This window comes from Henriciella sp. (genome assembly GCF_049649345.1).
Taxonomy (GTDB): Bacteria; Pseudomonadota; Alphaproteobacteria; order Caulobacterales; family Hyphomonadaceae; genus Henriciella.
The window spans coordinates 1-11,539 of record NZ_JBARZC010000180.1 but is presented as its reverse complement, the minus strand read 5'-3'; the positions used below and the strand labels follow the sequence as shown (position 1 = coordinate 11,539).

The 11,539-nt window shown below is 60.5% G+C and carries 15 protein-coding genes; 8 read left to right on the top strand and 7 right to left on the bottom strand.

The window, feature by feature from the left end; genetic code table 11:
- Positions 1 to 214 precede the first annotated feature (214 nt).
- Positions 215 to 865, top strand: coding sequence for a hypothetical protein (locus tag WA989_RS04510; protein WP_424339313.1), 651 nt, complete (start codon positions 215 to 217; stop codon positions 863 to 865).
- Positions 866 to 880: 15 nt separating this feature from the next.
- Here WA989_RS04510 and WA989_RS04505 read toward each other — a convergent pair whose 3' ends face one another.
- Positions 881 to 1,414 carry a DUF3833 domain-containing protein gene (locus WA989_RS04505; RefSeq protein ID WP_424339312.1) on the bottom strand — a complete coding sequence of 178 codons (534 nt, stop codon included), beginning with the start codon at positions 1,412 to 1,414 and terminating at the stop codon, positions 881 to 883.
- Positions 1,415 to 1,504: 90 nt separating this feature from the next.
- Between WA989_RS04505 and WA989_RS04500 the strand changes: the two genes are divergently transcribed.
- The 4 genes from WA989_RS04500 (at position 1,505) to WA989_RS04485 (ending at position 5,149) form a co-directional block, all read left to right on the top strand.
- Positions 1,505 to 1,858, top strand: coding sequence for an ArsR/SmtB family transcription factor (locus tag WA989_RS04500; RefSeq protein ID WP_424339311.1), 354 nt, complete (start codon positions 1,505 to 1,507; stop codon positions 1,856 to 1,858).
- Positions 1,851 to 2,402 carry an SRPBCC domain-containing protein gene (locus WA989_RS04495; RefSeq protein ID WP_424339310.1) on the top strand — a complete coding sequence of 184 codons (552 nt, stop codon included), beginning with the start codon at positions 1,851 to 1,853 and terminating at the stop codon, positions 2,400 to 2,402. The genes WA989_RS04500 and WA989_RS04495 overlap by 8 nt, the downstream gene beginning before the upstream one ends.
- A 12-nt stretch (positions 2,403 to 2,414) precedes the next feature.
- Positions 2,415 to 2,966 carry a DUF4287 domain-containing protein gene (locus tag WA989_RS04490; protein WP_424339309.1) on the top strand — a complete coding sequence of 184 codons (552 nt, stop codon included), beginning with the start codon at positions 2,415 to 2,417 and terminating at the stop codon, positions 2,964 to 2,966.
- 197 nt (positions 2,967 to 3,163) lie between these two features.
- Entirely contained in the window at positions 3,164 to 5,149 is a 1,986-nt protein-coding gene (locus tag WA989_RS04485) for a thiamine pyrophosphate-dependent enzyme (protein ID WP_424339308.1), read from the top strand.
- Here WA989_RS04485 and WA989_RS04480 read toward each other — a convergent pair.
- From WA989_RS04480 to WA989_RS04470, 3 genes are all read right to left on the bottom strand, one after another.
- Positions 5,146 to 5,958, bottom strand: a complete 813-nt coding sequence (locus WA989_RS04480) for an enoyl-CoA hydratase/isomerase family protein (RefSeq protein ID WP_424339307.1) — start codon at positions 5,956 to 5,958, stop codon at positions 5,146 to 5,148. The genes WA989_RS04485 and WA989_RS04480 overlap by 4 nt on opposite strands.
- Before the next feature lie 113 nt (positions 5,959 to 6,071).
- Entirely contained in the window at positions 6,072 to 6,608 is a 537-nt protein-coding gene (locus WA989_RS04475; RefSeq protein ID WP_424339306.1) for a nuclear transport factor 2 family protein, read from the bottom strand.
- Between the two features lie 119 nt (positions 6,609 to 6,727).
- Positions 6,728 to 7,840 (bottom strand): NADH:flavin oxidoreductase, encoded by a 1,113-nt coding sequence (locus WA989_RS04470; protein ID WP_424339305.1) that lies wholly within the window; start codon positions 7,838 to 7,840, stop codon positions 6,728 to 6,730.
- A gap of 146 nt (positions 7,841 to 7,986) precedes the next feature.
- Here WA989_RS04470 and WA989_RS04465 point away from each other — a divergent pair, with 146 nt between their 5' ends.
- Entirely contained in the window at positions 7,987 to 9,042 is a 1,056-nt protein-coding gene (locus tag WA989_RS04465) for a hypothetical protein (protein WP_424339304.1), read from the top strand.
- A gap of 349 nt (positions 9,043 to 9,391) precedes the next feature.
- Here the strand turns inward: WA989_RS04465 and WA989_RS04460 are convergent, their stop codons facing one another.
- Entirely contained in the window at positions 9,392 to 9,568 is a 177-nt protein-coding gene (locus WA989_RS04460) for a DUF4169 family protein (RefSeq protein WP_424339303.1), read from the bottom strand.
- A gap of 125 nt (positions 9,569 to 9,693) precedes the next feature.
- On the opposite strand from WA989_RS04460, the gene WA989_RS04455 reads away from it, so the two are divergent.
- Together WA989_RS04455 and WA989_RS04450 are read left to right on the top strand one after the other, a co-directional pair.
- Positions 9,694 to 10,314 (top strand): hypothetical protein, encoded by a 621-nt coding sequence (locus tag WA989_RS04455; protein ID WP_424339302.1) that lies wholly within the window; start codon positions 9,694 to 9,696, stop codon positions 10,312 to 10,314.
- Positions 10,315 to 10,318: 4 nt separating this feature from the next.
- Positions 10,319 to 10,630, top strand: a complete 312-nt coding sequence (locus WA989_RS04450; protein ID WP_424339314.1) for a winged helix-turn-helix domain-containing protein — start codon at positions 10,319 to 10,321, stop codon at positions 10,628 to 10,630.
- 12 nt (positions 10,631 to 10,642) lie between these two features.
- On the opposite strand, the gene WA989_RS04445 is transcribed toward WA989_RS04450, so the two are convergent.
- Positions 10,643 to 10,939, bottom strand: a complete 297-nt coding sequence (locus WA989_RS04445; RefSeq protein WP_424339301.1) for an aspartate decarboxylase — start codon at positions 10,937 to 10,939, stop codon at positions 10,643 to 10,645.
- Positions 10,940 to 11,021: 82 nt separating this feature from the next.
- Positions 11,022 to 11,539, bottom strand: a 518-nt coding sequence (locus WA989_RS04440) for an STAS domain-containing protein (protein ID WP_424339300.1), incomplete at its 5' end; no start/stop codon positions are given.

The following is an 11,539-nucleotide window of genomic DNA, read 5'->3' as shown; positions in this document are numbered from 1 at the left end:
GTCCGAGATTGAGGGGCGGCGATTCGGGGCAGAACTCATCTAGAACATATAGCAGGCTTCGCCGGGCTTGGCAGGGGTCAGCTGCGCCTAAAGCGGCCGGCGAGAACAGGTGCGGGTCTTGTGAGTCGGTTGCCGACAATCCCGACGGTCCAATTAAACGCTGAGTAGCAATTTGCGGTTACTTTCACCGCAAGATCGAGTGGGAGTAACGTCCATGGAAGGGTTTGACCGCGATGCGCTTGTCGCCAGGACCGAAAAATCGGGCACCGGCAAATGGTTCTGGGCCGGCGTTGCTGCTTTGCCTGTCGCCGGTATTGCTGGCGGGCTAGTCCTCGGATTTGGCGGATCGCCATCGCAACCCACGCTCGAGGGGATCGACATTCAGCAAGGCGATCTCAGGGTCGCCGCTGTGGTGCCTCAAGCGGCCCTGCCGGGCGAGCCGGCGCGTTCAGCATTTTCTGCAAGAGACGAGGTTGAGAAATACCAGGCCACGCTCGGCACGCTGAGCCAGTGCGCAGGCGGCTATGGCAATTATGATCAGCATATGGTCAAGGCCATGGACGCCTATCGCAAGGCGAACGAGGCCAAGCTTGTGAAGCTTCGCGACATGGCGAATGCGGAATACAAGCGCGATACGCGCTCGCGCATGGAGCGGCTTCCCGACGGAGAGCTCGAAATGTGGGCCGGCGCAGTAACCGGGCAGCTGCAGCGCGAGATCGCGAATGAGATGACGACACTGGCGGCCGAATTCGACCGCCATGACCGGATGCGCGGCGGCTATCTCGGCCCTGAGCCAAGCAATGGCGACTGTATCCAGTTCCGCAATGACGTCATCATGGGCAAGCAGAATGTGAAGCTTGGCTAGGCGCCTCGCCGCCGTCTATTTCTGAAAAGTGATCGTGACTTCGCCGATGCGGATGCCATAGCGCGTGACATAGGCCCGATTGATCAGGACATCGTCCTGCAACAGATACATCCAGTCGTCGAAGCCGACATTCCACGTGTCGTCGCCAACCTTCAGATCTACCTTGTAGGTCCAGTTGAATGCGTTTCCGACCGCGCGGCCCTCAGCCATGTCCGGCACATCGTTCGCGGTGCCGCGATAATAACCGTTTCCCAGAATTTCGATGGTCCAGGTGCGGGTGTCCTGCTCGCCATCATAATAGTCGAACTCTTCGACCAGGGTCAGCGTGTTTCCGTCCAGCGTACCCGTGATGTCGACATCGAACTGGCGGCGGATCTTTCCGAACCGGTCCTCGAAAATGCCATAGGCTTTCGACTCGCCGACGAAATACTCCTCAAGGCGAAGCGTGCGGTCGGCGTCGGCGAAACTCTCAATGGAATTGGAGAGGCAGCCTGTTGCCACGGCAGTTGTGGCGAGCGCAGCAAGGGCAAGAATGTGTTTTGGATTCACGGGGCAGATCACTCCTTTAATCTGAGTACGGCACTCGCCGCCGCGCAGATCAGACTTGACTTCCGTTCGAATATGTAAAAATGTAATTACATGATTACTAATGATGATATGTCGGGTGTCTTCCAGGCGCTGGCCCATGAGAGCCGGCGGAAGATCCTCGACATGCTGAAGGCAAAGCCCGGCTGCTCGGTCGGGGAGCTTGCAAAAGGGTTCGATGTCAGCCGGATCGCCGTGATGAACCATCTCGCCGTGCTGGAAAAAGCCGGGCTCGTCGTCAGCGAGAAACAAGGGCGCACGCGGCGTCTCTATCTCAACGCCGTGCCGATCCGGCAAATCCAGGAGCGCTGGCTCGACGGCTATAGCGAGACCTTCGCCGGCAAACTCACTTCCATAAAAACCTTGGCCGAACAGGCCGCCAGAAAAAGGGATGAAGACGATGAATGAAGCTGCGAAGGCGCCAGCGAAGGCCGAGGACAAGCAGGTCTACAAAGTGGTGATCGATGCACCGATCGAGGTCGTCTGGAACACGCTGGTGAAGACAGACGAGGTACTGCCCTTCTTCTTCGGCGCTGTATGCGAGGCGCAGACTGGAACGCTCGCGCCGGGCAACCGGATGCGCATGGTCACGCCGAACCGCAAATATGCCAGTGTGGTCGGCGAAGTGATCGAGTTCTCGCCGCCCCATCGCTACGCCCACACCTTCAAGTTCACCCAGTGGGATGATGAGTTCTGCACCGTCACCTATGATCTGAAAGAGACCGCAGAAGGCGTCGAATTCTCGCTGACCACGACAGGCGTGCCAGCGGACAGCAAGACCGCAAAGTCCATGGCGCAGGGCGGGCCGTTCATCACGCAGAACCTCAAATCGCTGGCCGAGACGGGCAAACCGAAATTTTCGGGTAAGATGGTGATGTGGCTCGGGCCCCTAATGGGCATGATGACGCCGGCTGCGTGCAAGATCGAGAACTGGCCACTGACGCGGAAATAGGGAGACAAGGATATGGCGAAGACATCTGAAGAAATGCTCGAAAGCATGACCGCGGGGGTTGAGGAGAAGACGGGCAAGCCGCTCGACCACTGGGTCAAACTCGTCAAAGCGAGTGGTCTTGAAAAGCATGGTGAGCAAATGAAAATGCTCAAGACCGAGCACGGGATCACCCACGGCTACGCCAATTTTATCTGTCAGGCCGCCAAGGGCCGTCTGGATGCCAGCGAAGATGATCTGCTGTCGGGCCAGTATGAGGGCAAGGAGGGGCTGAAACCGATCTATGAGGCGCTCGCAGCCTACGCCAGTGGTCTTGGTTCCGATGTCGAGATCGCGCCGAAGAAGACTTCTGTCGCTTTCCGCCGGTCGAAGAACTTCGCGGTCGTGACCCCGGCAACAAAGACGCGCGTCGATCTCGGTCTCAATCTCAAGGGCGAGGCGGGCACGATCCGCCTGATCGAGGAAAAGCCGGGCGGAATGTGTACCCACAAGATCAAGATCCAGGCGGCAGAAGAGGTCGACGAGGAAGTGAAAGCCTGGCTCAAGGCGGCCTATGAGAAGGCGTAATTGCCGCTTACCTGCCTCACTCTTCCTCCCGGTTGAGCCATACGAGCTGCGGCCCGCGCGATAAGTCTTATGCCCTGCTGGCAGATTGCAAATAGTCCTCCAGAACGACAGTCATACCCGCGTCTCCAGATTGTGATGTGCTCAGTCGTGCCCTTATGGGTTAACTGGTCCGGCAAGGCGCAAAGGGAGGGTGCGGAATGGGTGAGACGCTGGAATGGCTAAAGGTTGCCGAGCTTGATGAGCTTGCCGAGGGCCGGGTGAAATCGGCCTCGGCGGGCGGGCGATCGCTTGCGATCGTCCACTTCGATGGTCAGTACGCTGCCATGGACAATCACTGCCCCCACCAGGGCGGACCGCTCGGCGAAGGCTCGATCGAGACGGGCGTTGATGGCAAATGCTGGCTGCGCTGCCCCTGGCATGGCTGGGACTTCGACCCGCTGACGGGTAAGCCGCCCGGCGGGCATGAGGATTCAGGACAGGAGACCTTCCCGGTCGAGACGCGCGAGGATGGCGTCTATGTCGGCCTGCCGCCAGCGCCGGAACGCCCGCGCACCGTGTCTGATGTGATGGTCGAGACGATGGTGAACTGGGGCGTCACCAGCGTCTTCGGCATGGTCGGCCATTCCAATCTCGGCTTTGCTGATGCGATGCGCGTCCAGGCCGATGCCGGCAAACTCAACTATTATGGCATTCGCCACGAAGGCGCGGCCGCGTTTGCCGCTTCGGCCTATGGCAAGCTGACCGGCATCCCGGCTGCTGCCTTCACGATTGCGGGGCCCGGGGCGACGAATTTGCTGACGGGCATGTGGGACGCAAAGGTAGACAGCGCGCCAGCACTTGCGATCACTGGCCAGGTGCAGGAGCAGGTCACCGGCGTCCATGCCTTTCAGGACATTGATCTTGAAGCCGCCTTCGAAGCGGTGGCGGCCTACTCGCAGACGGTTCATCCGGGCTCGGCCCATGCGCAACTCATGACAGGCGCGATCAAGACGGCAATCCTTGAGCAGGGCGTCGGCCATCTCGTCCTTCCGGACAATACCCAGACGCTGCCTGCGACGGATGCGCAGAAGGCGCAGGGGCCGAAAGGGCGGATGGCTAACCGGGCTGTCGCGCCGCCCGCCGAGGATCTTCAAGCCGCTGCAGACATGATCGCCCGGGCCAAGCGCCCAATGATCATTCTCGGATACGGTGCGCGCGATGGCGTAGCTGCAGCGATCGAGCTCGCTGAAGCGCTCGATGCGCCTGTCGCGACAACGTTCAAGGCCAAGGGGCTGATCGCGGACGCGCATCCGCTGGCGGCCGGCGTGATGGGGCGGTCGGGCACGCCGATCGCGAGCTGGTTCATGAACGAGGCAGACGTGTTGCTCGTGCTCGGCGCATCCTTCTCCGACCATACCGGCATCGAGCCTTCAAAGCCGATTATCCAGGTGGACCGCGATCCGATGATGCTGGCCAAGCGCCACCCTGTAACCCTGCCGGTCATGGGCGATGTCGCCGTCGCCGCCGCACAGTTGAAATCGGCGCTCGCGAGCCATGAGATTACCGGAATTGTCCAGCGCGAGGAGTTAGCGGGGCGCTGGGAACTGTGGCGAAAAGAGAAGGCCAGTCGCGTGATGGAGGACAATGGCCGGGGCCTGTCTGCCGCCGCGCTCTTTGATACGCTGACGCGCCTCGCTCCCAAAGACGCGATCTTCGCGGTTGATGTCGGCAACAATACTTATTCCTTCGGACGCTATTTTGAGCCGACGGGCGATCAACGCATCCTGATGTCGGGTTATCTCGGTTCCATCGGCTTCGGTTTTCCGGCGGCCATGGGGGCATGGGCGGCCACACAGGACCGGGACGCATTCCGGGGCCGGAAAGTGATCTCGGTGAGTGGTGATGGCGGCTTCGGCCAGTATGCGATGGAGTTCACCACCGCAGTCAAATACGGGATGAACATCACCCACGTGCTGATGAACAATTCAGAGCTCGGCAAGATCTCGAAGGAGCAGCGTGCCGGCGAATTCCCGGTCTGGCAGACGGGACTCGTCAATCCGCCCTTTGCCGGCTTTGCGCGTGCCTGCGGCGGCATGGGGCATATCGCGAAAACACGAGACGATGTGGAGCGCCACCTCGCTGAGGCCCTGGCCCATAGCGGTCCTAGCCTCGTCGAGGTGATCACCGATCCGGACCTGCTCTAGTCGATCCTTGCCTGGGCTTTGTGGCGCGCGGCCTTGAAATCCGGTTTGCGTTTTTCGGAGAAGGCGGCGACGGCTTCCTTGTGCTCGGGCAGGGTGTAGCAGAGCTCCAGGGCTTCATGCTCGCGCGCCTGGATGCGGGTGGTGTCGGGGTCGCAGGCATTCGCCGACAGCAGCTCCTTGGTCATGCGCAGCATGGGCGACGGGTTGGCCGCCATCTGGTCGGCAAGCGCCAGAGCGTCATCGAGCAAGGCGTCGGGCTCGGACAGCCTGTCGGCAAGGCCGATCGTCACGGCTTCCTCGCCGGAGACGGGCCGGGCGGTCAGTAGAAGATCATGCGCCTTGCCCCAGCCGACGCGCTGGATGAGGAAGTGCGAGCTTGCCAGTTCCGGCACGATGCCGACCTTCACAAAGACGAGGCCGAACTTCGCCGCTGTCGACGCAATGATCATGTCGAAAGGTAGAATCTGCGTCACGCCGATGCCGAAGGCCGGTCCGTTGACTGCGGCGATACACGGCTTTGACGAGCGGATGAGCGTGATCCAGTCGATGCCGCCATCGCGCTTGTGGGCCTTGGTTTCGGACGCGTCGATATTGGTCTGGAAGTAGGACATGTCGGCGCCGGCGCAGAAGCCGCGCCCCTCGCCGGCCATTACAATGGCGCCGATATCCTCGTCCTCATTCGCCGCCGTGATTGCCTGTCCCAGCTCGCGGCTCATATCGGGCGTCCAGGCATTCAGCTTTTCGGGCCGGTTCAGCGTGATGAGGCAGACCGGTCCGCGCGTCTCCACCTTGATCTGTTCATAGCTCATTCTGGCCTCCCTGATTTTTGGTCAGCATGAGGCCACTACCGCAGCGGCAGTCACGTGGAATTTTTTCAATGACCCGATCATCCCGGCCTGCGCCGGGAAGAGCGGTCGAGTGTCTACTCGTCCGCGACCATCGCCTCTGTATGGCCGAGCGTGTCTGTGTACTGCTGGAATCCGGTGATCTCACCGTCCTCAACCGTCCAGACATGAACAAAGGGAATATCCATTTCCTTGCCGGACCTGGCGTGTTTCGCGGTGTAGCGGCCGATCGCGACGACTTTGTCGCTCTCGGAGATGAACTCCGATGGTACGGCGTTGAAAAAGTCCCATTCCCCGCCAAGCCGCGCGAACAGGCCGGTCACGATTTCGTCCGCACCTTCATAAGGGTTCTGATCCGAATAGGGGCTGTTTTCCGCCTCGTTCCAGATGATGTCCCGCGAGAAGCTGGCTGTGACGGCGTCCATGTCGCCATATTCGAAGCCTTGATAGACACCCTTCACGATGTTCTCTGCGGACGCCGAAGCTTCTGCGGCTTCGACCACTTCCATTTCAGCATCGACCGGCGGCGCCTGTGCTTCGGCGGCCGGTTCTGTGGTGGCTGGCGCGCAGGCGGCTAGAAGGCCGATGGCGACAATGGTGTGCAGGTATTTCATGTGCGTACCCCTTTTTTGAGACGGGCAGATCGCGCATGGATAGGGCAAGGCGTCAAGGTCGAGGTGAGGCCAGCGGCGTTTGTCCTCCCCCGCAGGCGGGGGAGGAGAATCCTTGCTCGCTAGTACAGCGTCGCCATTGCCTTGGCGTCGTAATCCTGCAGCTCGTCGGTGCGGCCTTCCTTCACCTTGCTCGCCCATTCCGGGTCCTGGAGCAGCGCGCGGCCGACAGCGACGAGGTCGAACTCACCCTTCTCCAGACGCTCGACGACATCGGTAAGCGGGCGGGTCTTGGAGCTCTCGCCCCGCATCGCTGCGGTGAATTCACCCGCCAGGCCCACAGAGCCCACCGTGATGGTCGGAAGGCCTGTGAGCTTCTTGGCCCAGCCAGCGGTGTTCAGGCCATTCTCGCCGTCGACATCAGGGAATTCGGCTTCCCAGAAACGGCGTTGGCTGGCGTGAAGGACATCGACGCCTGCGTCGACGAAGACTTTGAGGAAAGCTTCGAATTCCTGCGGCGTCTTAGCGAGTTTAGCGTCATAGTCCTGCTGCTTCCATTGCGAGAAGCGCAGGATGACCGGCATGTCGGGGCCGACGGCTTTCTTGACCTCGGAAATGATTTCGCCGGCAAAGCGGGCGCGCTCGGCAAGGTCGCCGCCATATTTGTCCTCGCGCCGGTTCATCACCTCCCAGAAGAACTGGTCGATCAGGTAGCCATGCGCGCCGTGGATCTCGACGGTGTCGAAACCAAGCTCTTTTGCGCTTGCGGCGGCCTTCGCATAGGCGTCGATCATGTCGGCGACTTCGGACTCTGTCGGCTCCTCGAAGATCTGCTTGCCCTTGTGGGTGACGCCGGACGGGCTGTCAGAAGGTGCATCGGGGAAATGGCCGGTGCCGGTCTTGCGCAGGAGCCCCTGGTGCCAGATCTGCGGGCCCATCTTGCCGCCCTTGTCGTGGACCGCGCCGATCACCTTCTTCCAGCCGGCGAGGGCTGCGTCTGTGTGGAAGAGGGGGTAGTTCGGATTGTCCGAGGCGCCCTTGCGCGGGACCAGCGTGCCTTCAGACAGGATCAGGCCGACATCGGCTTCGGCGCGGCGGGCATAATAGGCGGCCACATCGTCGGTCGGCACGCCGTCCGGGCTGAAGCCGCGCGTCATTGGGGCCATGACGATCCGGTTCGGAAGCTCCAACGATTTAATCTTGAACGGTTCGAACAGGGGGGCAGCAGACGACATGGGCAGTCTCCATTTATTTCACTGGGCAAGTATCTGGGACAGGCCGCGCTGTCATTCAATGAGTTTTTCGGTACAAATCATTCAGTAGGCGTTCACTTGAGCATTCCTAAAGTCGCTGTGATGAAACCTGTAAAAGGGGATGAGGTATGAGAACAGCAATTGCACTGACCGGGCTTGCCACGCTTGCAGCCTGTTCGACGCCGGGCATTGATTATGCCGCGACCATCGTGCCGCCGCACACGGCTGCGGTTGAAACCCGTACCGTGGATGTCGGCCGCTTCAGCGGGCCTGCCGGGAACTGGTATGCCGACCGTTTTGAAGCCATGCTCGCCAGCGCGACCCTGGACGGGGCGCCCTGGTTCTCGATCGCACGCTATTCTGACGGTTATGTCCCCGACGGCCAGCGCGCCGGCATCTATGAAGGCATCACCAATATCGAGTCCTACGAGGCCGAGGAATATACGCGGACCGTCAACAAATGCGTTGAGTGGGATGGCCTTTTCGATTGCGAGCACCGCCATGAAGTCGAAGAGATCTGCCTGCGCGAGGAAGTCGACGTGTCGGTGACCCCGCGCCTTGTCGAATACGGAACGGGCCGTGTCCTGTTTTCTGAGACCTATTATGGCTCGTCCAGTCATGAGAGCTGCGACGAGGCCTACTGGCATGGCCGGCGCGGCAAGCGCCATCATGGCGGCTGGTCATACGGCATGATCGGGGGCGTCGAGCCGCCCTTCGACATGGTGCGCGATGCTCTGTCCGATACGGTCTACAAGGTTCGCAATGATATTGCGCCCCGAAATTCGACCATGCGCGCGACCTTTGTCGATGAGGCGGTTGACCCTGCCGTGCGCGCCGATCCGCGTTTTGAACAGGCCGTGAAAGCCGGGCGGGACGAGCCTTATCTGTCCTGCGCCGTCTGGAAGGATCTGAAGCTTGAATATCCGAACGCGCCAGCCGTCACGCACAATCTCGGGGCGTGTTATGAATCGGCGGGTGACTTTCTCGGAGCCCATTCGCTCTATGCCGAAGCGGCGTCGCAATCAGCAGCGATGAGCGGCACAGGCACCCCGATGAAGGATTTCAGTCAGGCGCTGGCGCGGATGTCGTCTTACCGAACGGGCCAGGAGTTGCTGGACAGGCTGATGCGCGACGAGAGCGAATGGCAATCCGTCGCCCCCGCTGAGGATCAGGCCGGAAGCTAGGGCTGCGTCCCTAGAACGGGGTCTCGTGCATCAGATAGGCGGCTGTTGCCGCACAGGCAAAGCAGACCCCGATAAAGGCAAATTTCCAGAAATCTTTTGCGCTGAGCATAGCTGTCCCACCATCGCATTGATCATTGGGGACAGGATGCAGATTACATGCCTGTAATAATATGTCTAGCCCATCGCCGTTGCATAAGTCGCAAAGGCGGCGATGGCGAAGCAGGCGGCTACGATCAGAATTTTCGCGAGAACAGACTTGGGGACAGGCACGGTCGAACTCCTTGCTAGCGGCTTTCAGCGGCTGTCCGGTTCAGCGCTATTTTGTCTGTTTCAAACGTGGCCGACCGGCTCAGGGTTCCCGCTTCGCGCCGTCGATTTGTGTCTGGAGCTTGTCCTTTGCGGCTTTTTCAGCGGCTTTCTGCGCCTTGGTCCGGCCGAATTTTGCCCGGTTTTCAACCGCCTGCCGGTCCTTGGCAGCGCGGACTTTCGCCTTTCTGGCCTTGTTGAAATTTATAGGTGTGGTCATCGCCTGCTTCCGGTCTCGTGTCGTCTCTGATCAATTTACACCAGATCGGGCCATGCGCAGAAGCCCCTTGATTTGTTCTCCCGTACAGTGTACTTTGCGTTTCAAAGTGAATAGAGGACTTTTCCATGTCACAATCCATGACGGATGATCTGAGCTATCTGAGAGACCTGGCCGAAAGTGGTCAGAACGCGCCGCTGCTTGGCGGACGGTTTCTGGCCTGGTGGGGCGGGTTGGCCGCCATTGCCTATGTCTGCCACTACGTTATCGCGAGCGGCACCCTGGGATTTGGCCCGGAAGCCTATATGTGGCTCTGGACGGCATTTGGCGTGCTCGGCTTCGGTGGTTTCAAGATCATGCAGATGACCTTTCCGAGTTCCAAACCAGGCGCCTCGTCGGCCGGCAACAAGATCAGCGCCACGGTCTGGATGGCGGGCGGCATGGTTCTGTTTTCCTTTTTCGCGGGCGTGATCATCCGCTCCATCATGCAAGGCCAGGCGAGTATCGGTTTTCTCTGGTCGGTGCCCTTCGTGCTCGGCGTTTATGGCATGTGCCAGCTCACAGCGGGCCTGCTCGGCAAGAGCCGGATTCTCATGCTGGCCGGCTGGGGCGCGATTGCGAGCAGTGGTGTTGCCGCACTATTTGCCGGCTCAAACCTCATCTGGCTGGTCGGCGCCGTGGTCGCTGCCGCGACCGTTTTCCTGCCGGGCATCCTGCTTATGCGCCAGGAACCCTCAGAGATTGTCTGAAGCGATGAGCGAGGAAAATCCCTTCGATCACTCAGCTATTGACGATGTCATCCATGGGCGTCTGCGCCTCGGCATCATGGCCTATCTGACGGCCGCCAGCCCGGCCATCTTCGGCGAGCTGCGCGACAAGGTCGGCGCCACCGACGGCAATCTCTCGACGCATCTGAAGAAGCTTGAGGAGGCCGGCTATGTCCGCCAGGAAAAGCGCTTTGTCGGCAAACGGCCGCAGACACGCATCTTCCTGACAGAAGAGGGCCGCACGGCCTGGCTGAGCTGGATCGAAACGATGAACAATCTGATGAATGCGGCCGAATAGGCCGCCTTCCCATCAGTCGTTATGCGTGTCGCGCCATTGCTCCATGGCGAGCGAGATGGCGAAGGTCTCACGGTATTTCGGGCTGGAAGCCGGCCGTGGGGCACGCGCAGACGTCAGCGCCATGATCTCGGCGAGCTTGTTATGGGCCGCGCCGGCCTGTCCCGCGCCGATATAGGCGTGCAGCTCAACGAGGGCAGACGAGAGCGGATCGTGCGCGCGGATGACAAAGTACGGTTCGTCGTCTGCGATCTTGTCGAGGACGTCGAATTCGGACGGATTGGCTTTCGAGCCGATGGGGGCTTTGGACATGGGGCGCGCCTTTCGAATCAGTTTCCCGGTATGCCCGAGAGACTAGGTAAACGCGGGCCACACGTCACCTGCGGGCAATCACTTAATGCCCGCTGCCAAAAGCGCCGGTGCGGACCGAATAGTCCGCTGCGAGCGCATAATCGGGGTCGTCATCGCTATCGATCATGAGCTGGCCGGCGCGGTGGAGCAGTTTGTGGCAGTCGCGCGATAGATGGCGCAGGCGAAGTGTCTTCCCAAGCGCTTCATATTTGGCAGCAAGATCCTCAATGGCTTGAAGCGCCGACTGGTCGACGACGCGCGAGCGCATGAAGTCCACGATGACGACGTCCGGGTCTGTCTCCGGGTGGAAGAGTTCGGCAAAGCCATCGGTCGAGCCGAAGAAGAGTGGGCCTTCGATTTCGTAAACATGCGCGCCTGGCGTGCCAATCGAGTCGCGCTCGATGATGCGGATGCGGCGGGCATTGTTCCAGGCATAGGCGAGCGCCGAGACGATCACGCCGACGACGACGGCAGTGGCAAGATCATACATCACGGTGACGGCGGTCACGAGCACGATGACAAGCGCATCGGTGAGCGGAATCCGTGTCATGATGCGAAGAC